At 70.3% G+C, this 21,222-nt stretch carries 25 protein-coding genes and 1 pseudogene; 19 read left to right on the top strand and 7 right to left on the bottom strand.

All coding sequences use genetic code 11. The annotated features are described in order from the left end of the window. Positions 1 to 146 precede the first annotated feature (146 nt). Complete coding sequence (gene glnA, locus ACFE86_RS08575) at positions 147 to 1,556, top strand: type I glutamate--ammonia ligase (protein WP_375454910.1); 1,410 nt, start codon at positions 147 to 149, stop codon at positions 1,554 to 1,556. 285 nt (positions 1,557 to 1,841) lie between these two features. Here glnA and ACFE86_RS08570 read toward each other — a convergent pair whose 3' ends face one another. Both ACFE86_RS08570 and ACFE86_RS08565 read right to left on the bottom strand, forming a co-directional pair. Beyond that, positions 1,842 to 2,474 (bottom strand): hypothetical protein, encoded by a 633-nt coding sequence (locus ACFE86_RS08570; RefSeq protein ID WP_375454909.1) that lies wholly within the window; start codon positions 2,472 to 2,474, stop codon positions 1,842 to 1,844. Positions 2,475 to 2,719: 245 nt separating this feature from the next. Continuing rightward, positions 2,720 to 3,694, bottom strand: a complete 975-nt coding sequence (locus tag ACFE86_RS08565; RefSeq protein WP_375454908.1) for an IS1595 family transposase — start codon at positions 3,692 to 3,694, stop codon at positions 2,720 to 2,722. A gap of 116 nt (positions 3,695 to 3,810) precedes the next feature. On the opposite strand from ACFE86_RS08565, the gene ACFE86_RS08560 reads away from it, so the two are divergent. From ACFE86_RS08560 to ACFE86_RS08545, 4 genes are all read left to right on the top strand, one after another. Then, a complete protein-coding gene (locus ACFE86_RS08560; RefSeq protein ID WP_375454907.1) occupies positions 3,811 to 4,461 on the top strand; it encodes an RNase A-like domain-containing protein in 651 nt (216 codons plus the stop codon). Position 4,462: 1 nt separating this feature from the next. Beyond that, positions 4,463 to 4,738: a hypothetical protein gene (locus ACFE86_RS08555; RefSeq protein WP_375454906.1), complete on the top strand. Its 276-nt coding sequence runs from the start codon at positions 4,463 to 4,465 to the stop codon at positions 4,736 to 4,738. Between the two features lie 202 nt (positions 4,739 to 4,940). Beyond that, positions 4,941 to 5,153, top strand: coding sequence for a hypothetical protein (locus ACFE86_RS08550; protein ID WP_375454905.1), 213 nt, complete (start codon positions 4,941 to 4,943; stop codon positions 5,151 to 5,153). Positions 5,154 to 5,190: 37 nt separating this feature from the next. Further along, positions 5,191 to 5,388, top strand: coding sequence for a hypothetical protein (locus ACFE86_RS08545; RefSeq protein WP_375454904.1), 198 nt, complete (start codon positions 5,191 to 5,193; stop codon positions 5,386 to 5,388). A gap of 43 nt (positions 5,389 to 5,431) precedes the next feature. Here the strand turns inward: ACFE86_RS08545 and ACFE86_RS08540 are convergent, their stop codons facing one another. Then, positions 5,432 to 6,187, bottom strand: a complete 756-nt coding sequence (locus ACFE86_RS08540; protein WP_375454903.1) for an SDR family NAD(P)-dependent oxidoreductase — start codon at positions 6,185 to 6,187, stop codon at positions 5,432 to 5,434. Between the two features lie 140 nt (positions 6,188 to 6,327). Here ACFE86_RS08540 and ACFE86_RS08535 point away from each other — a divergent pair, with 140 nt between their 5' ends. Next, on the top strand, positions 6,328 to 7,221 hold the full coding sequence (locus tag ACFE86_RS08535; protein ID WP_375454902.1) for an AraC family transcriptional regulator N-terminal domain-containing protein: 894 nt from the start codon (positions 6,328 to 6,330) through the stop codon (positions 7,219 to 7,221). A 151-nt stretch (positions 7,222 to 7,372) separates the two neighbouring features. Here the strand turns inward: ACFE86_RS08535 and ACFE86_RS08530 are convergent. Beyond that, positions 7,373 to 7,852 (bottom strand): annotated as a pseudogene (locus ACFE86_RS08530) (VIT family protein); the annotation flags it as partial. Between the two features lie 300 nt (positions 7,853 to 8,152). Between ACFE86_RS08530 and ACFE86_RS08525 the strand changes: the two are divergent. The 9 genes from ACFE86_RS08525 to ACFE86_RS08485 all read left to right on the top strand — a co-directional run bounded on the left by ACFE86_RS08525 (position 8,153) and on the right by ACFE86_RS08485 (position 15,813). Then, entirely contained in the window at positions 8,153 to 8,914 is a 762-nt protein-coding gene (locus tag ACFE86_RS08525; RefSeq protein WP_375454901.1) for a lysophospholipid acyltransferase family protein, read from the top strand. After that, on the top strand, positions 8,911 to 10,266 hold the full coding sequence (locus tag ACFE86_RS08520) for a 3-deoxy-D-manno-octulosonic acid transferase (protein ID WP_375454900.1): 1,356 nt from the start codon (positions 8,911 to 8,913) through the stop codon (positions 10,264 to 10,266). Before ACFE86_RS08525 ends, ACFE86_RS08520 begins: the two co-directional genes overlap by 4 nt. Continuing rightward, the gene (gene lpxK / locus ACFE86_RS08515) at positions 10,266 to 11,255 is read left to right on the top strand and encodes a tetraacyldisaccharide 4'-kinase (RefSeq protein WP_375454899.1); all 990 of its coding nucleotides are present in this window, start codon (positions 10,266 to 10,268) and stop codon (positions 11,253 to 11,255) included. The genes ACFE86_RS08520 and lpxK overlap by 1 nt, the downstream gene beginning before the upstream one ends. A gap of 265 nt (positions 11,256 to 11,520) precedes the next feature. After that, complete coding sequence (locus tag ACFE86_RS08510; RefSeq protein WP_375454898.1) at positions 11,521 to 12,210, top strand: 50S ribosomal protein L25/general stress protein Ctc; 690 nt, start codon at positions 11,521 to 11,523, stop codon at positions 12,208 to 12,210. A gap of 111 nt (positions 12,211 to 12,321) precedes the next feature. Further along, positions 12,322 to 12,930: an aminoacyl-tRNA hydrolase gene (gene pth, locus ACFE86_RS08505; protein WP_375454897.1), complete on the top strand. Its 609-nt coding sequence runs from the start codon at positions 12,322 to 12,324 to the stop codon at positions 12,928 to 12,930. Between the two features lie 46 nt (positions 12,931 to 12,976). Next, positions 12,977 to 13,210 (top strand): hypothetical protein, encoded by a 234-nt coding sequence (locus ACFE86_RS08500; RefSeq protein WP_375454896.1) that lies wholly within the window; start codon positions 12,977 to 12,979, stop codon positions 13,208 to 13,210. Next, a complete protein-coding gene (locus tag ACFE86_RS08495) occupies positions 13,200 to 13,703 on the top strand; it encodes a PIN domain-containing protein (RefSeq protein ID WP_375454895.1) in 504 nt (167 codons plus the stop codon). Before ACFE86_RS08500 ends, ACFE86_RS08495 begins: the two co-directional genes overlap by 11 nt. An 8-nt stretch (positions 13,704 to 13,711) precedes the next feature. Then, positions 13,712 to 14,809, top strand: coding sequence for a redox-regulated ATPase YchF (gene ychF / locus ACFE86_RS08490; protein ID WP_375454894.1), 1,098 nt, complete (start codon positions 13,712 to 13,714; stop codon positions 14,807 to 14,809). A gap of 14 nt (positions 14,810 to 14,823) precedes the next feature. Then, on the top strand, positions 14,824 to 15,813 hold the full coding sequence (locus tag ACFE86_RS08485; protein ID WP_375454893.1) for a MaoC family dehydratase: 990 nt from the start codon (positions 14,824 to 14,826) through the stop codon (positions 15,811 to 15,813). 28 nt (positions 15,814 to 15,841) lie between these two features. Here ACFE86_RS08485 and ACFE86_RS08480 read toward each other — a convergent pair whose 3' ends face one another. After that, a complete protein-coding gene (locus ACFE86_RS08480) occupies positions 15,842 to 16,060 on the bottom strand; it encodes a DUF2093 domain-containing protein (protein ID WP_375454892.1) in 219 nt (72 codons plus the stop codon). A 110-nt stretch (positions 16,061 to 16,170) separates the two neighbouring features. On the opposite strand from ACFE86_RS08480, the gene cdd reads away from it, so the two are divergent. Genes cdd through deoA form a run of 4 tightly spaced genes read left to right on the top strand, consistent with a single transcriptional unit; the run spans position 16,171 to position 19,436 of the window. Next, positions 16,171 to 16,593 (top strand): cytidine deaminase, encoded by a 423-nt coding sequence (gene cdd, locus ACFE86_RS08475; protein WP_375454891.1) that lies wholly within the window; start codon positions 16,171 to 16,173, stop codon positions 16,591 to 16,593. Further along, positions 16,586 to 17,410, top strand: coding sequence for a purine-nucleoside phosphorylase (locus tag ACFE86_RS08470; RefSeq protein ID WP_375454890.1), 825 nt, complete (start codon positions 16,586 to 16,588; stop codon positions 17,408 to 17,410). The genes cdd and ACFE86_RS08470 overlap by 8 nt, the downstream gene beginning before the upstream one ends. Then, complete coding sequence (gene deoC, locus ACFE86_RS08465; protein ID WP_375454889.1) at positions 17,407 to 18,138, top strand: deoxyribose-phosphate aldolase; 732 nt, start codon at positions 17,407 to 17,409, stop codon at positions 18,136 to 18,138. The genes ACFE86_RS08470 and deoC overlap by 4 nt, the downstream gene beginning before the upstream one ends. Further along, positions 18,135 to 19,436, top strand: a complete 1,302-nt coding sequence (deoA, locus tag ACFE86_RS08460) for a thymidine phosphorylase (RefSeq protein WP_375454888.1) — start codon at positions 18,135 to 18,137, stop codon at positions 19,434 to 19,436. The genes deoC and deoA overlap by 4 nt, the downstream gene beginning before the upstream one ends. A gap of 58 nt (positions 19,437 to 19,494) precedes the next feature. Here the strand turns inward: deoA and ACFE86_RS08455 are convergent, their stop codons facing one another. Together ACFE86_RS08455 and ACFE86_RS08450 are read right to left on the bottom strand one after the other, a co-directional pair. Then, complete coding sequence (locus tag ACFE86_RS08455) at positions 19,495 to 20,124, bottom strand: class I SAM-dependent methyltransferase (protein ID WP_375454887.1); 630 nt, start codon at positions 20,122 to 20,124, stop codon at positions 19,495 to 19,497. A gap of 172 nt (positions 20,125 to 20,296) precedes the next feature. Further along, positions 20,297 to 21,222 (bottom strand): molecular chaperone DnaJ (locus ACFE86_RS08450; RefSeq protein ID WP_375454886.1); only part of this gene is annotated, 926 nt, incomplete at its 5' end.

Raw genomic sequence — 21,222 nt, 5'->3', positions numbered from 1 at the left:
ACGGGTGGCCTGCGGTCCGCGCCGGCGATATCAGTTGCCGCAGCCGGCTCCACCGCCCGTCGCGGCCTCTTCGGAGCGGCCCGGCGCGGCGGTGGGCCGGGCCGCCGGACGACGCCGACCGAACCTCCCACGCAAGAAGGCACAGCATGAAGACCGCAGCGGACGTCCTGAAGGAGATCCGGGACAACGACGTCAAGTACGTGGATTTCCGGTTCACGGACCCGCGCGGCAAGTGGCAGCACGTCACCTTCGACGTCGGCCTCGTCGACGACGAGATCTTCGAGGAAGGCACGATGTTCGACGGCTCGTCGATCGCCGGCTGGAAGGCGATCAACGAGTCCGACATGCTGCTGATGCCGGACCCCACGACCGCGACCATGGACCCGTTCTTCTCCGCAGCGACGATGGTCGTCGTCTGCGACGTGCTCGAACCCGCCACCGGCGCGCCCTACGCCCGCGACCCGCGCGGCACAGCCAAGCGCGCCGAGGCGTTCCTGAAGTCGACCGGCATCGGCGACGCGGTCTTCGTCGGTCCCGAGGCGGAGTTCTTCGTGTTCGACGACGTGAAGTTCGGCGCCGACCCCTACCACACCGGCTTCCAGCTCGATTCGACGGAACTGCCGTCCAACGGCTTCACCGACTACGAGGGGGGCAACCTCGGCCACCGGGTCCAGACCAAGGGCGGCTACTTCCCGGTGCCGCCGCAGGATTCGGCGCAGGACATGCGCGGCGAGATGCTGGCCGCGATGCAGGGCATGGGCGTGACGGTGGAGAAGCACCACCACGAGGTGGCCAGCGCCCAGCACGAACTCGGCATGAAGTTCGACACCCTGACGCTGCTCGCCGACCACATGCAGATCTACAAGTACTGCATCCACAACGTGGCGCAGAGCTTCGGCAAGACCGCGACCTTCATGCCCAAACCCGTGTTCGGCGACAACGGCTCAGGGATGCACGTGCACCAGTCGATCTGGAAGGACGGCAAGCCGCTGTTTGCCGGCGACAGGTATGCCGGCCTCTCGCAGGAATGCCTGTGGTACATCGGCGGCATCATCCGGCATGCCAAGGCGCTCAACGCCTTCACCAACCCCTCGACCAACTCGTACAAGCGCCTCGTGCCCGGCTACGAGGCGCCGGTGCTGCTCGCCTACTCGGCGCGCAACCGCTCGGCCGCCTGCCGCATCCCGTGGACGAAGAGCCCGAAGGCCAAGCGCGTCGAGGTGCGCTTCCCCGACCCGATGGCCAACCCCTACCTCGCCTTCTCGGCGCTGCTGATGGCCGGCCTCGACGGCATCCTCAACCGGATCGATCCAGGCGCGCCGATGGACAAGGACCTCTACGACCTGCCCCCGCGCGAGTTGAAGAAGATCCCCACCGTCTGCGGCTCGCTCCGCGAGGCGCTCTCGAGTCTCGACCGCGACCGCGCCTTCCTCAAGGCCGGCGACGTGTTCAGCGACGACCAGATCGACGCGTTCATCGCGCTCAAGATGGAGGAGGTGATGCGCTACGAGATGACGCCGCACCCGGTCGAGTTCGCGATGTACTACTCGCTCTGACCGCGCGGGGCGGCGAGCCCCGACCCGCGACACTCCGACGGCCGCGCGCCGGAGCCTCCCCGAGGCTCCGGCGTTCGCGTGTCGGGCGCCGCGCGACCGGTAAGGTTGCGTTTAAGCAAATATTCCCAATTATATACGTGACAAAGCAGACAAGGGCAACCCTTTGTGGCACAAGCTTGATCCGTTTGCGCTGTTAAAACAGAGGGATGTTCGTCATGGCGGACGGTCCGAAGATCGAGGATTTTAAGCCTGCCATCACAGATGGTGCTAGGTTTTCGACAGGAGCTACGCCCGAAATGGTTCGGGTCGTTGCGGAGTTCCTACACGCCTGGGATCACGAGGAATGGGAAGCACCTGAGGGGGATCTGGATAACGTCTACGATATTCTTGCAAAACAGATTGTTCGGTCGGTGTTGCAAATTGACTCTCACCGTGGCAATCGGCGAATATAAATGCTACTAGTTCCGTCCTTAGATCGGCTATATTTCTAGCTAGATGCAACACATCAGGCAGATCTACTGAATAAATGTCGCCAGTACCATCGGCTTTGCTCGTCAGCGTAATGTATCCGTCTGCCCATCGGCTATCGAACCAAAATCCATGTACAACTACATTGCGTTTTTGACACAAATCGTGGGCGCGGATGCTCAACGAAGAAAGTTTTTCGACCAAAGGCGCGCAATTTTCAAAATTTAAACGCGCGAGATTTCTAAAAAGCTTAGCTCGTTTCGAAAATGAATATGGCCGAGGGTTCGCTATCTTTTCACATTCAGGCGATCTCGACAGAAACGTCGTGACGCCATCAAACTGCATATCGAAATAGCTCCACTGGGCTGCCACCGCACCGATTGCGGCAACGAACTCGTGGGGGAGTGGTAGCCAGAATGCTTTCTCGCGCGGATTTGCAGGGTCGAACATACTGTCAGATAAACCGATCCTATTACCAAACGGGATAAGCCAATGAGCAAAGAGCCTGGGACTGGGAAACCCCTGCACAAGAAGCCCGAACTAACCGACGCCGACAAGCCTCTCATTGAGGTGGACCCGGATTGGGAGCGGGCAGGCCAGATTGCACGACGGCTCATGGCGACGCCGCCAGCGAAGCCCGTCGGTCGGAAGGCCAAGCCTACCGGCGATGCTTCTTGAGCCAGCGCAGGTGCCTCTCAGCCATGTAGGCATCCACCGGTCGCGTCAGCCCGCCGATAGGTGAGGCGCTTGCCCTCAATGCCCCTGGCAAGCTGGCAGGAGCGCTCGTAGTCCGAGAACCCGAGCTTGGTGCGGGTATTATAGCGGAAGTCAAATTCCGCGAGGTAGCGGTGAAGGTGCTTCTCGGCGCAGTGCTGATAGACGCCCTTCATGCCGCGCTTGAAGATCGAAAAGTAGCCTTCGATGGTGTTGCTGTGAACTTCGCCACGGACGTACTCGCCAATCGAATGCTTGACGGTGGAGTGCTCGCCGAAGTGCGCCGAGAGGCCGGTGTAAAGGCGGCTCTCGTCGGTGAACAGCTTCGACTCTTTGGCGATGTTACCTTTCACGATGTCGGTGACGGCGACCTTCGTTGCAACGGCAGGATGGAAGGAGCGGACGGAGCCGCCACGCTCAACCAGGGAGACGATCGCCAGCTTATTGGATGGGCCGCCCTTGCCCTTCTTTGTGAAGGGCCTGCCCTTGCGCTGGGGCGAGACGTGCGTCTCTTCGGTCTTGCCAAAATAGGTCTCGTCGGCCTCTACGATCTTGCCTTCGCCGCAAAGCGGACCAGCCGCCGCATCGGGCGCCATGGCGGCGCGGATGCGGTGGGCCATGAACCAAGCGGTCTTGTAGGTGACGCCGAGCATGCGGTGCAGCTGGTGGGCCGACATGCCCTTCTTGCTCGCCGCCATCAGGTGCATGCCCATCACCCACTTGTTCAGTGGGATCTTGGAACGCTCCATGACGGTGCCGACCGTGACGGTGAACTGCTCGCGGCACTCGTTGCACTGGTAGACGCCGGGACGATGGGCCTTGCCAGCCAGAGCCTTGATCTTGGCCTGATCCGCATTGCCGCAGTGAGGGCAAACCCGACCGTCAGCCCAGCGCTGGTTCTCAAGCCACTCGCGGGCGGCGGCAACGTCGGTGAAGCGGGGATCGGAGAGGTTCATAGCGGTTCGGTCCGTTCGATGGAGCGAACTTAGCCGTTCCGGCCTGCTTTGTCACGTATATAATTGGGCAAATATTCCTTTATAGGAATGCTTGCTGAAACGAGGGGCCGAATCCCATGCCGGCGAGCGCGACCTTCCTCCTGCGGATGAGATGGCAGCTCGCCGCGCTCCGCATCGAGGTCGCATTCCTGCGGGTGCGCCTGTTCCTGCGCGCCTACCATCCCGACCAGCCCCGCGTGCCCGCCGGAAATCCGCACGGGGGCCAGTGGACGGACGGGGACGCAGGTGACGGGCGTCCTGCGGGTGACGATGCTCGAATCGTTCCAGTTGGGGATCGGGACGATCGCCGGTACCGCGTCGATCTCGAAGAGGAGGAAGATCAGGGCCACACGCTCAGGGACCATGTTGGCAAGACCGATGACGCCATGATGCAAAGGGTGCTACGAGAACGGTCGCGGTCCCTATTGGTGAGTAGCGGCCGGAAGCGCGACGGCTCATTCAGTTCGCGCGAAGCCGCCAACGACTTCGTAAACCGGACGCTCCAGAACAATGCGGCGACAGTCGACGCGGTCGCGGAAGGAAAAGTGCTGGACTCGTTCGTGACCTATCGGTTCGGATATCCCACGGGGCGGGAGGCGTATAGCACGGTGGATATCGAACCTTACATGCGCACTACCTACGGCGTCGGCGTCTTCATCGTCCATGATGCGCAGGCGGCACGCGGCTACCGCGTCATCACGGCGTACCCACGCAACGACGGAGATTGACATGAAAATGTCGGAAGAATTCAAAACATTCGGCCTACAATTCATCCAAGATATCGAACTGCGAGGCGAGACCCTCGACGAACTCCTGCAAAGTGTCCTAGGCCCCTTCAAGGGCGATGCAAGGGTGCGTCTGCGTGCCTTCCTCGACGAGGCCGTCAATGCGCGGGTCTCTGACGCAGAACTCCAGACGCTGTGGAACGCGACACCGAGCGACATCTACTTTCGCGATGCCAGCGAGTTGCGCGTGATGCTGACGGCGGCGCGTGATCGGCTCTGACGATCGGTCCGGCAACCCGCGGAAGAAAGCAAAGCGGATGACTTTGTAACCTATCGGTTCGGCTATCCAACCGGGCGAGAGGCGTATAGCACGAAGGATATCGAACCTTACATGCGTACCACCTACGGGGTTGGCGTCTTCATCGTCCACGATACAGGCGCCCCGCGCGGCTATCGCGTCATCACGGCTTACCCGCGCAATGATGGAGATTGAGATGGAGGTATCAAAGGAATTTAAAATATTCGGACTACAGTTCATTGAAGATTTTGAAATGCTCGGCGAGACGATCGACGAAGTTATGCAAAACGCCCTGCGCCCTTTCAAGGGCGAAGCACGCATTCGGCTGCGCTCCTTCCTCGACGAGGCTGTCAGCGGACGCGTCTCCGACGAGGAACTTCAGACGCTCCGGCTCTGACGGTCGGTCCGGCAACCCGCAGGAGGAAGAAAAGCGGATGACGACCGACGGCTGCCGCGCGATGGAAGCCGTTGCGGGCGAGGCCGGCATCCGCACCGGCGTCGGCACCGCGCCCCTCACGGGCGACGAACCCTTCGACACCATCCTCAAGGCCGCCGGGCCCCGAACCCCGTCATCACGGCCGTGGGTCGTGATGACGGGACACTCGTCTCCGGGACGCTCGTCTTGGGCCTGAGATCGTCTCGGTCGGCAGGGGACGGCGCCTGCGGTGCGATCGCTCAGATCGTCTGGCCGCCCGACACCTCGATGCGCTGGCCGTTGACCCAGCGGTTGCCGGGCCCGAGCAGGCTCGCCACCATCGGGCCGACGTCGTCGGGCAGGCCGACGCGGCCGAGCGCGGTCATGGCGGCGAACTGCCGGTTGAGGTCCGGCATGTCGCGCACGGCGCCGCCGAGGAAGTCCGTCTCGATCGCGCCGGGCGCGACGGTGTTGGCGGTGATGCCCCGGCTCCCGAGTTCCCGGGCCATGTACACGGTCAGGATCTCGACCGCGCCCTTGGCCGCCGCGTAAGCCGAGAAGCCGGGGAAGGACACGCGCGTCAGCCCCGACGAGACGTTGACGATGCGGCCGCCGTCCGTGAGCGTCGGCAGCAGGGCCTGCGTCAGGAAGAACACGCCCTTGACGTGGGTGTCGAACAGGGCGTCGAACTGCGCCTCGGTGGTCTCGGCAAGGCTCGCCATCTCGCCCTGGCCGGCGTTGTTGACGAGGTGGTCGAAGGCGGCGCGGTCCCACGTCGTGCCGAGCGCCGCGCGGACATGCTCCGCGAAGGACGGGAAGCTCGATACCCGCGTGACGTCGAGTTGCAGCGCCACCGCCTTGCGGCCGAGCGCCTCGATCTCGGCGACGACGGCCCGCGCCTCGTCGGCGCCATGGCGGTAGGTGAGGATCACGTCGCCGCCGTGGCGGGCGATGCTGGTCGCGATGTTGCGGCCGAGGCCGCGGCTGGCGCCGGTGACGAGCGAGAGGGTGGTCATCGATAACATCCCGGTGGCGGTTGTGCGATGACCCGGCTATGCCCGATGCGCGCCGAGCGGTGTTGCCCGATCGTCGGCCGTTCTTGCCCATTCCTCCGGATGCGATTGCGGGGCCGCGCGGCGCGTCCTAAGACGCCGGCATGACCGGAACGTTGCTCGACGCCGCGCGGCGCTACGCGCAAGCCCATGCCGACGGGGACGGCATCGCCCGGACGCCGGTCTCCGGCCTCACGGTCATCCGCGAGACCAGGCCGGGCGTCCTGCACTACGCAATCTCGCGGCCGCTCGTGGCGCTCGTCCTGCAAGGCGCCAAGCGCGTGAGCCTTGGCGCCAGCACCTTCGATTTCGCGGCGGGCGCGTCGCTGCTGATCACCGCCGACGTGCCCACCGTGAGCCAGATCACCCGCGCGACGCCGGGAACGCCCTACCTCGCCCTCGTCGTGGAGCTCGACCCCGCGGTGATCGCGGAGCTGGTGATCGAGATCGGCCCCGCCCCGTTCGCGGCGGGCATGCCGGTGCGCGTCGATCCCACCGAAGCCGAGGTCGCGGATTCGGCCCTGCGGCTCATGCGCCTGCTCGACCGGCCGCGCTCCTTGCCCGTCCTGCACGGCCAGCTCGTGCGCGAGCTGCATTACTGGCTGCTCTCGGGCCGGCATGGCGGCGCCATCCGAACGCTCGGCGTCGCCGACAGCCACGCGCAGCGCATCGCCCGCGCCGTCGCGCTCATCCGCACCGGCTTCGCGCAGCCGCTGCGGGTCGAGCGGCTGGCGCAGGCGGCCGGGATGAGCCCGTCCGCGTTCCACCACCACTTTCGCACCGTGACCTCGCTGACGCCGCTTCGGTTCCAGAAGCAGCTCCGGCTGATCGAGGCACGGCGCATGATGCTGGCGGATGGTGTCACGATCGGCAGCGCCGCCCACGGCGTCGGCTACGAGAGCGTCTCCCAGTTCACGCGGGATTACGGCCGCATGTTCGGGACGCCGCCGGGGCGCGACATGCGCGCGGTGCGGCAGCGCATGCAGGCGGCGGCGTAGGCTCCCGCGCCGGCGGCGGGCGCCGGTCCGTTGATCGTCTGCTTCCTCGTTCATCCATCTCGAAAGCAGCGCGGACGATGGCGTCAACCGGACCGGCCGCCATCGATCGGGATGCCGCGGGCGCGGATGCCGAACCGGGGCGCGCAGCCCCTCACGCGCTCCCGATGAGAACGCCGACCGCCAGCACCAGCCCGCCGCCGAGCACGATCTGGAGCACCGCCCGGCCGAACGACGTCGCCATGTACCGGGTGCGGATCGCGGCGATCACGACCAGCTCGATTGCCACCACCAGCACCGCGAGCCCGGTGGCCCACGCGAAGGCGTTCGGCCACGCGTCGGGGATCGCGTAGGGCAGCGTGTGGCCCAGGCCCCCGAGTGCCGTCATCGCGCCGCAGACGAGGCCGCGCATCCACGGCGACCCGCGCCCGGTGACGCTGCCGTCGTCCGAGAGCGCCTCGGTGAAGCCCATGCTGATGCCGGCCCCGACGGAGGCCGCGAGCCCGACGAGGAAGGTCGGTCCGTTGCCGTGCGTGGCGAAGGCGGCGGCGAAGATCGGCGCCAGCGTCGAGACCGAGCCGTCGATCAGCCCGGCGAGCCCCGGCTGGACGTAGCGCAGCACGAAGGCGCGATGTGCATCCTGCGGCGCGGCGCGCCCCCCATCGATTGCGGCTGCCATGCTCGGCGGCTTCCTGTTTGGATTCATTCCAATCTATGATCTGGAATCGATCCAAACAAGCGAAATCGTCCCCGTGCGGCGGGGTGCCGTCGCGGGAGGCGCGGGATCGGGCGCGGCGACGCCGGATCGGATCGGTTGCGCCGGCAAGTCGGACGGGTCTAGACAACCGCGATCGGCGCTGCGCCGCCGCCGTTGTTCGCGTGAGACCCCGACCGGCCCCGCCGCCCGCCGGCGGCCGGTCCTGGGAAGCGAGACATGAGCCTGGCCAAGCGCCTCGTCCGCCACCCGACCGTGCAGGGCGCCCTCGGGCGGATCGCTGCCGGCTATCTCGGCCTCGTGCGCCGCACCAACCGCTTCACGGTCGAGCCGGCCGACGCCGACCCCTGGCTCGACGGGCTGTCGCCGTTCATCGCCGGGATGTGGCACGGCCAGCACATCATGGTCTCGTTCGCGGGGCGGCCGAAGGACCGCGTCGCGACGATCATCTCGAAGAACCCCGACGGCAATATCAACACCATCGCGCTCACCCGCCTCGGCGTGCGGGTGATCCGGGCCTCGGGCGCACGGGGCCGGGTGGTGAAGGACGCCAGGGCCAAGGGCGGCGCGGAAGGGCTGCGCGCGATGCTGCGCGCCCTCAGGAACGGCGAGATCGTCGCCTTCAGCGCCGACGTGCCCAAGATCGCGCGGCGCGCCGACGCGGGCATCCTCACGCTCGCCCGCTTCTCCGGCCGGCCGATCGTGCCGGTGGCGGTGGTGACGAGCCGGCACATCCGCTTCGGAAGCTGGGACCGCGCCTGCCTCGGGCTGCCGTTCGGGCGCGGCGCGGTGGTGTTCGGCGAGGCGATCACCGTGCCGCGCGATCCGGACCCGGAGACCTTCGAGGCCCTGCGCGGCCGGGTCGAGGCCGAGATGAACCGGGTCCACGACCGCGCCTACACGATCGTCGGGCGCCTCGACCGGGTCGGCGCCGGCGGGCTCGGCCGGGCGGGCACGGCCCGGATCGCCGAGCCGGCATGAGCGACCCGGCCGAGGCATCCCGCGAGGCATCCGCCGGGAGAACCGCGACGGGGGCGCCCCCCCTCACCCTGGCGTTGCGGGCCTATCGCGGCGGCCTCTGGCTCGGCGAGCCCGCCGTCGCGGGGCTGCTGGCGTGGCGGGCGCGGCGCGGCAAGGAGGACCCGGCGCGCCTGCCCGAGCGCCGCGGCCTGCCCGGCCGGGCGCGGCCCGCCGGGCCGCTCGTGTGGATGCACGGGGCGTCGGTCGGCGAGGCGCTCTCCCTGGTCGGCCTCGTCGAGGGGATGGCCGCCCGCGGCGTCTCGGTGCTGGTCACCACCGGCACCCGCAGCGCCGCCGAGGTGATCGGCCCGCGGCTGCCGGCCGGCGCCGTGCACCAGTACGTGCCGCTGGATGCGCCGCGCTGGGTCGCGCGCTTCCTCGGGCACTGGCGGCCGGACCTCGCGCTGGCGGCCGAATCCGAGATCTGGCCGAACGTCGTGATGGCGCTCGACGCGCGCGCGACCCCGCTGCTGCTGGTCAGCGGGCGGATGTCGGCGCGCTCGTTCGCGGGCTGGGCGCGGGCGCCGCGGAGCGCCGGGGCGCTGTTTGCGCGGATCGCGGTCTGCCTCGCGCAGACGCTGGAGGATGCCGAGCGCTTCGCGCGGCTGGGCGCGCCGCGGGTCGGCGTCGCGGGGAACCTCAAATACGATGCCGCGGTGCCGCCGGCCGACCGGGAGCAGTTGGTGTCCCTCGGCGACCTGATCGGCGACCGCCCGGTCTGGGTCGCGGCGAGCACGCATCCCGGCGAGGACGCGGCCGTGGCGCAGGCGCACGCGGCGCTGAAGGACCGGTTCCCGCGGCTGCTCACCATCGTCGCCCCGCGCCATCCCCGCCGCGGGGTCGAGGTCGCGGATTGCGCGGCGCAGCAGGGGTTGCGCAGCGCGCGCCGGGCGGCGGGGGCGCGCCCGGACCCGGCGATCGACCTCTACGTCGCCGACACGCTCGGCGAACTCGGGCTGTTCTACCGCCTGAGCCCGCTGGTGTTCCTCGGCGGCTCGCTGGTGCCGCATGGCGGCCAGAACCCGATCGAGCCGGTGCGCCTCGGCGGCGCCGTGCTGCACGGGCCGCACACGGAGAACTTCACCGAGGTCTACCGCGCGCTCGATGCCGGCGGGGGCGCGATGGCTGTCACCGACGGCGCGGACCTGGCGGCGACGGTGGGCGACCTGCTTGCCGCGCCCGCGCGCCTCGCCGCGATGGCCCAGGCCGGGCAGCGGGCGCTGGCGCCGTTCGAGGGCGCGGTGGAACGCACGCTCGCGGTGCTCGACCCGTTCCTCGCGCAGATGACGCATTCCGCGCCGCAACGGGCGTGATGCGCCCACCGCGCTTCTGGCAGGCCGCGCCGGACCACCCGGCCGCGCGGCTCCTCGCGCCGCTCGGCCGCGCCTATGGCGGGCTTGCTGCCGCGCGGATGGACCGGCCGGGTGCGCGCGCGGAATATCCGGTGCTGTGCCTGGGTAACTTCACGCTGGGCGGTGCCGGTAAGACGCCGGCCGCGATCGCGCTGGCCCTGATACTGCGCGACCTCGGCCGCCGCCCGGCCTTCCTCAGCCGCGGCTACGGCGGCAGCCTGCCCGGCCCGGTGGTGGTCGATCCCGCCCGCCACGGCTGGCGCGCGGTCGGCGACGAGCCGCTGCTGCTCGCCCGGCATGGCCCGGCGATCGTCGCCCGCGACCGGGTCGCCGGCGCGCATCTCTGCCGTGCGCAGGGCGCCGACGTGATCGTGATGGACGACGGCCTGCAGAACCCAAGCCTCAGCAAGGCGCTGTCCCTCGCCGTCGTCGATGCCGGCACCGGCACCGGCAACGGCCTGCCCTTCCCCGCGGGCCCCTTGCGCGCGCCGCTGGAGCGGCAATGGCCGCATGTCGGCGGCCTCGTGCTGGTCGGCGAGGGCGCGTCCGGCGAGGCGCTGGCCGCCGACGCCGCGCGGCGCGGCCTGCCCGTGCACCGCGCCCGGCTGGTGCCGCAAGGCGCGGCGCTCGCCGGGCGCCGGGTGCTGGCGTTCGCCGGCATCGGCCGCCCCGAGAAGTTCTTCGCGTCCCTGCGCGAGGCCGGCGCCGAGATCGCGGCCACGCGCGCCTTCCCCGACCACCACCCGTTCCGCGCAACTGACCTCGCCCGGCTCGCGGCGGACGCCGAACGGCTCGGCGCCGGCCTCGCCACCACCGAGAAGGATGCTGCGCGCCTGCCCGATGCGTTCGCCGCGCGGGTGCGCGTGCTGCCGGTGGTGCTTCGCTTCGCCGATCCGGACGCGGTGCGGGCGCAGGTGCGCGCGATCCTGGGCGGCCGGCAACCGGCGTGACACGGCCGGCCCGGCGAGGCGGAACGCGGGCGTCGGCGCAAGGGTCGTCGGCGCAAGGGTCGTCGGCGCAAGGGTCGTCGACCCCGGTTCGGCGCCCGGAACCGCCGATCGGCGCGATTGCCATCGCGGACCGCGGCCGCTATAGGCCGGCCTACGCCCGCCAGACACCCTTGGAGGCACGGGCGCGTGGGCTTCGGTCGTCGGGCCGTCCGTTTCGGGCGGCCTTCGTCGTTTCCCCGATCAACCATGACAGAAGGATCACGCCATGAGCGCAGTCAAGCCGCTTGAGGCCGTGGCACGCGACCGGGTCGGCAAGGGGGCCGCCCGGGCCGTTCGTCGCCAGGGCCGCGTTCCCGCCGTCGTCTACGGCGGCGGCCAGCCCCCGCAGGCGATCAGCATCGACCTCGTCCGCGCCCGCACCCTGATCTATGCCGGCGGCTTCAAGACCACGCTGTTCGAGATCGAGGCCGGCGGCCGCAAGACCCGCGCGATCCCGCGCGACTTCCAGCTCGACCCGGTCTCCGGCGTGCCGATGCACGTCGACTTCCTGCGCGTCGTCGCCGGCCAGACCGTCACCGTCGAGGTGCCGGTGCACTTCCACAACGAGGACGCGGCGCCCGGCATCAAGCAGAAGGGCGGCACACTCAACATCGTGCTGCACACGCTGCCCGTCGACGTCGCCCCCGACCAGATCCCCGACGGCATCGAGGTCGACCTCACCGGCCGCGAGATCGGCGACGTGATCCACGTCTCCGACATCGCGCTGCCGGCGGGCGTCACCTATACCGGCGCGGCGACCGACCCGGTCGCCAACGTCGTGCCGCCGACCGTGCTCGGCGCCGAGGTGGAGGCCGAAGAGGCCGCCATCGCCGAGGCGCAGTCCTCCGAGGCCGCCGAGGAGAAGGCCGAGGCCGACGCGGCCGAGGGCGACGCCGAGGAGAAGAAGGAGGACTGAGCCCAGGCTCAGGGTCCCGCCGCCGCGCCCCTTCGCGGCGGCATCTCCCGAAGGAATGCCCCGGCCCCGCGGCCGGGGCGTTCGTGTTTCTGAGGCGGGGAGTCAGTCGCCATGCGGCTCATCGTGGGCCTGGGCAATCCGGGCCGCGCCTACGCGCGCAACCGCCACAACATCGGCTTCCTGGCGCTCGACGAGATCGCCCGGATCCACCGCGCGAGCCCGTTCCGGCGCCGCTTCCAGGGCGAGGCCGCCGAGGTGTCCCTCGGGCCGGAGCGCGCGATCCTCCTGAAGCCGCAGACCTTCATGAACGAATCCGGCCGCGCGGTCGCCGAGGCGCAGCGTTTCTACAAGATCGCCCTCAACGACGTGATCGTGCTGCACGACGAGCTCGATCTGGCGCCGGCCCGGATCCGGGTGAAGTGTGGGGGGGGCAATGCCGGCCACAACGGCCTGCGCTCGATCACCGCGCATTGCGGCAACGACTACCGCCGGGTGCGCCTCGGCATCGGGCACCCCGGCGACAAGGCGCTGGTGCACGCCTACGTGCTCAACGATTTCGCCAAATCCGAGGAGCCCTGGGTCGAGGACCTGTGCCGGGCGGTGGCCGACGCGGTCGCGCTGCTCGCGTCCGGCGAGAACGAGAGTTTTCAGAACGGGGTGCATCTCGCGATGGTCGGGCGCGGCTGGGCCGACGCGGCGCGGCCCGGCGGCAGGAATTGACACGGAAACACGAGAACACGATATCGATGCGCGTGAGGGCCCGCCGATGAAGAACGTGACCGTGACGATGGACGAAGTCGTGCTGCGCCGCGCGCGCATCGCGGCCGCGAGCGAAGGCAAGAGCCTGTCGAAGTTCATCAGTGAGACGGTCGAGCAGCGCATCGGGCGGCCGATGACGCAGAGTGAGGCGCTGGAGCAGTTCCTGGCGGGGCCGCCGCTTCACGTCCTCGATGAGAATGGGAAGGCGCCGACGCGCGATCAGATCTACAATGACGATTGAGGTCGGCCTCGCCGCGATCCGGGGCTTCGTCGATACCCGGGGCTTCGTCGATACCCGGGTCTTCGTCGATACCAACGTGTTTCTCTATGCCCGCGACGATCGCTTTCCGGAGAAGCGGGAGACGGCTCGGCGCTGGCTCGCGATGCTGGCGACGCGGAATCTGATCGTGGTGAGTCCGCAGGTTCTGGGCGAGATCCATGCGGTCGTCCTGCGAGGCAAACTTCGGCTCGAACCGGAGGAAGCGCGGCGCACGACGCTCGCGCTGGAGGTATGGTCGCACGGCGTGACCGATCTTGAGCTGATCGCGGACGCATGGTCTCTGCACCAGCAGACCCGCTTCCAGTGGTGGGACTGCGTCATCCTCGGCGCGGCGATCCGAACCGGATGCCGGTTCCTGCTCTCCGAGGATTATCAACACGGCCGCGAGGTCGAAGGTACGACGATCGTCAACCCATTCCGGGTTCCGCCCGAGACGATCATGACGGATTCTTGAGGAATATCATGGGCTTCAAATGCGGCATCGTCGGCCTGCCGAACGTCGGCAAGTCGACCCTCTTCAACGCGCTGACGCAGACGGCGGCGGCGCAGGCCGCCAACTACCCGTTCTGCACCATCGAGCCGAACGTCGGCGACGTGGCGGTGCCCGACTCGCGCCTCGACCACCTGGCGAAGATCGCGTCCTCGAAGGAGATCGTCCCGACGCGGCTGACCTTCGTCGACATCGCGGGCCTCGTGCGCGGCGCCTCAAAGGGCGAGGGCCTGGGCAACCAGTTCCTGGCCAACATCCGCGAATGCGACGCCATCGCCCACGTGGTCCGCTGCTTCGACGACGGCGACGTCACCCATGTCGAGGGCAAGGTCGACCCACAAGCCGACATCGAGACCATCGAGACCGAACTGATGCTGGCCGACCTCGACAGCCTGGAAAAGCGCGTCTTCGCCCTGGAGAAGCGGGCCAGGGGCGCCGACAAGGAGGCCAAGGAATTTCTGGACCTCGTCAACCGCGCGTTGCCGTACCTGCGCGAGGGCAAGCCCGCCCGCATGGTTGACCGCAAGCCGGACGAGGAGAAGCTGTTCCAGCAGCTCGGCCTGATGACGGCCAAACCCGTGCTCTACGTCTGCAACGTCGACGAGGCCGACGCCGACAAGGGCAACGCCCATTCCGCCGTCGTGCTGGAGCGCGCGAAGGCCGAGGGCGCGCAGGCGGTGGTGGTCTCGGCCAAGATCGAGAGCGAGATCGCGGTGATGCCGGCCGCCGACCAGGGCGACTACCTCGAAGCCGTGGGGCTCGCCGAACCCGGCCTCAACCGGGTGATCCGCGCCGGCTACGACCTGCTCGGCCTGATCACCTACTTCACCGTCGGCCCGAAGGAGGCCCGCGCCTGGACGATCACGAAGGGCACGCGGGCGCCCGCGGCGGCGGGCGTGATCCACACCGACTTCGAGAAGGGCTTCATCCGCGCCGAGACCATCGCGTTTACCGACTACACCGCGCTCAAGGGCGAGGCCGGCGCGCGCGACGCCGGCAAGCTGCGGCTGGAGGGCAAGGACTACCTCGTGCAGGACGGCGACGTGCTGCATTTCCGCTTCGCCAACTGAGCCGGGGCGCGCCCATGTCCGGCCTCGAATTCGAGGACTTCTCCGCCGGCCAGGTGATCGTCGGCGCGCCGCTGACCGTCACCCGCGACGACATCGTGCGGTTCGCGCAGGAATTCGACGCGCAGCCCTTCCACCTCGACGAGGCGGCGGCGGAGAAGACCTTCGCCGGCCGGCTGATCGCCTCGGGCTGGCACACCGCGGCGCTGGGCATGCGGCTGCTGCACGCCGGGCCGATGGGCGGGCACTCGTCGCTCGGCTCCCCCGGCGTCACCGAGCTGCGCTGGCTGAAGCCGGTGCTGCCGGGCGACGCGCTGCGGGTGTCGCTGCGGGTGGAGGAGACCCGGATCTCGGCCTCGAAGCCCGACCGGGGCTTCGTCGCCTGCGCCATCGGCCTGGAGAACGGGCGCGGCGAGACCGTGATGAGCCAACGCTTCACCATCATGCTCGCCCGCCGGGGCGCCGAACCGCCCGCCCCGCGGATCGTCGAGACCGGCGATCCGGCCCCGGTCGCCGAGCCGGAGGATGCCGAGACCCTGCCGTTCCTGAAGGACGCCGCGATCGGCGCGACCCGCGACCTCGGCACCTACGCCTTCACTGCCGAGGCGATCACGACGTTCGCCCGCGCCTACGACCCGCAGGTGTTCCACACCGATCCGGAGGGCGCCCGGCACACGCATTTCGGGGGCCTGTGCGCCTCGGGCTGGCACACGGGCGCCGCCTACATGAAGCGCCTGCTCGCCACGCGCGCCCGCGACCACGCCCACACCGCCGCGCGGGGACCCGCCCCGGCGATGGGGCCGTCGCCGGGCTTTCGCGCGTTGCGCTGGCTTCGCCCGGTCTATGCCGGCGACACGGTGCGCTACGCCACCACGCTGACCGACAAGCGCGCCTCCGGTTCGCGCCCCGGCTGGGGCCTGGCGTTCGCCGACAACACGGGGACCAACCAGCACGGCGAACGGGTGTTCTCGTTCTCCAGCTCGGTGTTCCTGCAATGGGAGCCGTGAGCGCGCCCGTGCGCTGCGTCCAAGGCGCTTACGGCCGCCCGGTCCGCCTCAGCCGCTCTAGCACGGCCTCGGGGCTGGCATAGGCTTCCTGGCGCACGGCGCTCCAGTAGCGCAGATCGTCCAGGGCGATCTCGGCGCCGGTGACCGCGCAGCGCACGAAGGCGCCGGGCTTGACCACCCGCATCGTGCCGTCGCCGTAGGCGACCACCGCCTCGCCGCCCGCCCCGCGCTCGTACCGGCCCAGCATCCGTCGTCCCCGGTTCGTGACAATGCCGTCGCCTCTTAGGAGCCCGGCGCGCGCCTGTCGATACGATCGCCCCTCGACAGGCCGGCAGGGCCGGTGCCAAAGCTTGCGGGATGCAAGGCCCCGCCCCCCGCGAGACCCCGGACCTCGCCGCCCTGTTCGATGCCGCCGCCGCGGCCCGCGGCCGGGCGCACGCGCCCTATTCGCGCTTCGCCGTCGGCGCGGCGCTCCGTGACGAGGCGGGCGCGATCCATGCCGGCTGCAACGTCGAGAACGCCGCCTATCCGGTCGGCACCTGCGCCGAGGCCGGGGCGATCGCCGCGATGATCCTCGCGGGCGGGCGGCGCATCCGCGAAATCCTGGTGCTCGGCGGCGGCGGCCTCGTCACGCCCTGCGGCGCCTGCCGCCAGCGCATCCGCGAATTCGCGGGCCCCGACACGCCGGTCCACGCGGCCGGGCCGGACGGCATGGCCCGCAGCTTCACCCTCGAGGAGCTTCTGCCGTTCGCCTTCGGCCCGGAGACGCTCGGTGTCTGAGGCGGCCGACGCCTTGCGCCCGGCGGGCTTTGCCGGCCCGCACGCCTGCGCCATCGTCACCGGGACCGGGCTCGGCGGCATCGCCGACGCCCTCGCGGACGCGGTCGCCCTGCCCTATCGCGACATCCCGGGCTTCCCCGGTTCCGGCGTCGGCGGGCATCGCGGGCGGCTGCATCGCGGGCGGCTGGCCGGACGTTCGGTGCTGGTGTTCGAGGGCCGGGCGCATGCCTACGAGCACGGCGACGCGGCGGCGATGCGCGCGCCCATCGCCGCGGCCGCGGCGCTCGGCGCCGCCTGCCTGCTGCTCACCAACGCCGCCGGCTCGCTGATGCCGGAGGCCGGCCCCGGCAGCCTCGTGATGCTTACCGACCACATCAACCTGTCGGGCCTCAACCCGCTGATCGGCGAGGCGGGCGACGCGCGCTTCGTGCCGATGACGCGGGCCTACGATCCCGCCTTGCAGGGAAGGCTCCGCGCGGCGGCGCGGGCCTGCGGCATCCCCCTCCATGCGGGGGTCTACGCGTGGTTCTCGGGCCCGAGCTTCGAGACACCGGCCGAGGTGCGGATGGCGGGCCGGCTCGGCGCCGACCTCGTCGGCATGTCGACGGTGCCGGAGGTGATCCTCGCCCGCTTCCTCGGCCTGCCCGTCGCCGCGGTCTCGGTGGTGACCAACCGCGCCGCCGGGATCGGCGACGGCGACCCGCACCATGCCGAGACCCGGCAGGCGGCCGCCGCCGCATCCGATGACCTCGTCCGGCTCGTCCGCGCCTTCATCGCGGGCCTGCCGACGGAAGACGGCGCGGGAGGGACGACATGACGCGCGCGACGGCCGAGCGCATCCTGCCGCTCCTCGACCTGACGGATCTCGCCGACACCTGCACCGCGACCCGCATCGACGCGCTCTGCCGGGATGCCCGCGCCGGCGGGGTCGCGGCTTTGTGCGTCTGGCCGCAATTCGTGTCCCAGGCGGCCCGCGCCCTGGCGGGCTGCCCGGTGCGGGTCGCGACCGTGATCAACTTCCCCGCCGGCGCCGAGGATGTCGCGCGCGCCGTCGATGACACGGAAGCCGCCCTGCGCGACGGCGCCCACGAGATCGACCTCGTCCTGCCCTACCGCGCGCTCCTGCGCGGCGACCCGGATACGGCGCGCGGCCTGGTCGAGGCCGTGCGCGAGGTCTGTCCCGGCACGACCCGAACCTGCCTCAAGGTGATCCTGGAGACCGGCGCCCTGGCGGCGCCCGAGACCATCGCGGCGGCGAGCCGGCTGGCGCTCGCGGCCGGCGCCGACTTCATCAAAACCTCCACCGGCAAGACCCCGGTCTCGGCCACGCCCGGGGCGGTGCAGACCATGCTCGGGGTCGTCCGTGCGGTCGGCCGGGGCGGCGTGAAGATCTCGGGCGGCCTGCGCACGCTGGCCGACGCCGCCGCCTACCTCGCCCTCGCCGACCGGGCGATGGGGCCGGACTGGGCGAGCCCCGCGACCTTCCGGATCGGTGCGAGCGGCCTGTTTGCCGCCCTCATGGCCGCGCGGGAGGCGGGGGCGTGAGGCTGCCGCAGGAGACGATCCGGCGCAAGCGCGACGGGCTCGCGCTCGATGAGGCCGCGATCGCCGACTTCGTCGCCGGGCTCACCGACGGGCGGGTCGGCGAGGGGCAGGCGGCGGCCTTCGCGATGGCGGTGTTCCTCCGCGGGATGTCGATCCCCGAGCGCGTCGCGCTGACGCGGGCGATGACGCGATCCGGCACCGTGCTCGCCTGGGACCTGCCCGGCCCCGTCCTCGACAAACACTCCACCGGCGGCATCGGCGACGCGGTGAGCCTCGTGCTGGCGCCGATGGTCGCGGCCTGCGGCGGCTTCGTGCCGATGATCTCGGGACGCGGGCTCGGCCATACCGGGGGCACGCTGGACAAGCTCGCGAGCATCCCGGGCTACGACGCGGCGCCGGACCTCGACCGCTTCCGCACGGTCGTGGCGCAGGTGGGCTGCGCCATCATCGGGCAGACGGCGGAACTGGCGCCGGCCGACCGGCGGCTCTACGCGATCCGCGACGTCACCGGCACGGTGGAATCCCTCGACCTGATCACCGCCTCGATCCTCGCAAAGAAGCTCGCCGCCGGCCTCGACGGTCTGGTGATGGACGTGAAGACCGGCTCCGGCGCCTTCATGGCCGGCCTGGACGCGGCGCGCGGGCTGGCCCGCAGCATCGTCGCTGTGGCCAACGCGGCCGGGCTCGCGACGGTGGCACTGATCACCGACATGGACGCGCCGCTGGCCTCCTTTGCCGGCAACGGGCTGGAGGTCGCCTACGCGATCGACCACCTCGCCGGCCGCCGGCGCGAGCCGCGCTTCCACGCCGTGACCCTCGCGCTCGCAGGCGAGATGCTGATCGCCGGCGGGCTCGCGCCGGATCGGGAGGCCGCGGTCGCGCGGCTGAACGCGGGCTTGGCGTCGGGCCACGCGCTGGAGGTGTTCGCGCGGATGGTCTCGGCGCTGGGCGGCCCGGTCGATCTTGTCGATCAGCCGGCAAAATACATTCCGACGGCGCCGGTGATACGCGAGGTCCGCGCGCCGGGCACCGTGGCACGCGTCGCCACGCGGGAGATCGGACTGGCGGTGATCGGTCTCGGCGGAGGCCGCACCCGCCCGGAGGACGGCATCGACGGACGTGTCGGATTCTCCGAGCTGGCGCGGCCGGGCGATGTCGGCGGGCGGCTCGGGGTCGTGCACGCCGCGGACGAGGCCGCCGCCGACCGGGCGGAGGCGGCTTTGCGGGCGGCCTACGCGATGGGCGATGGCGTGCCGGAGGGGCCGCCGGTGATCGAGCGGATCGCGGAGGGCACCTGAAGGCCGGCCGCGGTGATCCCCCCGCAAAAGGATTGGCTCCCGCCCGCGGAAGAATCCGTCAGGGCCTGCGGTAGACCCAGACGCGGGCCGGCGGCAGGTTGAGCCAGACGCGGTTCGAACCGCTGGCGGTGTAGCTGCCGGCGGCGCAGCGGGCGGGGATCGGGGGCACGACCGCGTAGGTGAACTGCACGAACGGCGCGCCGGGGTGCATCAGGTCGTGGGCGGTGTTGAGCAGGTCGAGGCGCTGCTCCAGCGGCTTGGTGAACAGCGGCAGGCTCGACACCGTGGCGGCGGCGGGCTCGGAGAGCACCGCGCCGACGCTCTCGCGGATGTCGTAGGCATCGCCCCGCAGCACCGTGGCGGCGGGAAAGCGCCGCCGCAGCAGGGTGCAGAAATCCGGGTTGAACTCCACCAGCACGAGGCGCTCGGGAGCGATGCCGCGCCGGATCAGCGCCTCGGTGACGGGGCCGGTGCCGGGGCCGATCTCGATCACCTGGCCGGGGCGGCCGGGATCGACATAGGCCGCCATGGTGCGGGCGAGCATCTTGCCGGACGGGGTGACCGAGCCGGTCACGAGCGGCCGCTCCAGCCAGGACTTGAGGAACCGCGCCTCGTCCTCCAGCGGGTCGCGCCGCTCACCGACGTTCGCGGACGAAGCTTTCGCACTGGAACGACGTAGCGGCGGCAAGTCCGGGCTTCCTTCAGGTCCGATCGTGGCGGGCGGCCGGTCGCGGTCGAGCCGTCTTACAGTCAAGGCACCATCCGTGCCTAGCACAATGCGATCACGGCGACCGCGCAAAGACCTCAACCGGAGACGGGTCGATTCGATCCATCGCCGCCGCGTCCCGCCAGCCGCTCCGTCACTGGCGCGCGGCGCCGCCGAACCCGCCGAGGAAGTCGCGCACCTTCGAGAAGAAGCCCGCGCTCTCGGGGTGGTTCTCGTCGGATGCCGTCTGGTCGAACTCCTGCAGCAGTTCGCGCTGGCGCTTGGTCAGGTTCTGCGGGGTCTCGACGAAGACCTGGATGTAGAGGTCGCCGGCCTCGCGGGTGCGCAGCACCGGCATGCCCTTGCCCTTGATGCGGAACTGCTTGGCGGTCTGGGTGCCGGCCGGGACCCGCACCTGCGTCTGCGAGCCGTCGATCACCGGCACGGTGATCTCGCCGGCGAGCGCGGCGGTGACCATCGAGATCGGCACGCGGCAGAACAGGTCGGCGCCGTCGCGCTGGAAGAACGCGTGCTGGCGGATCGAGAGGAAGACGTAGAGGTCGCCGGCCGGTCCGCCGCGCAGGCCGCTCTCGCCCTCGCCCGCGAGCCGGATGCGCAGGCCGTCGTCCACACCCGCCGGCACGTTGATCGCCAGCGTGCGCTCGCGGTTGACCCGGCCGGCCCCGGCGCAGGCGGCGCAGGGGTCGTCGACGATCTCGCCGCGGCCATGGCAGTTCGGGCAGGTGCGCTCGATGGCGAAGAACCCCTGCGCCGCGCGCACGCGGCCGTAGCCGGCGCAGGTCTGGCAGGTGCGCGGCTTCGAACCAGGCTTGGCACCGGAGCCCGCGCAGGTCTCGCAGGTGATCGAGGTCGGGATGCGGATGGTCTCGGCCTTGCCGGTGAACGCCTCCTCCAGGCTGATCTCCAGGCTGTAGCGCAGGTCCGCCCCGCGCTCGCGGCCGGGCGCGGCGCTGCGCCCGGCTCGCGCCTGCTGGGGCCCCGCGCGGCCGTCGCCGAAGAAGTTGTCGAAGATGTCCGACATGAAGTCGCCGAACTCGTTGCCGAATCCGGGGCCGCCGG

This window comes from uncultured Methylobacterium sp., assembly GCF_964244095.1.
Taxonomy (GTDB): Bacteria; Pseudomonadota; Alphaproteobacteria; order Rhizobiales; family Beijerinckiaceae; genus Methylobacterium.
The sequence above is the reverse complement of the archived record's forward strand: the minus strand, read 5'-3'. Positions and strand labels throughout refer to the sequence as shown.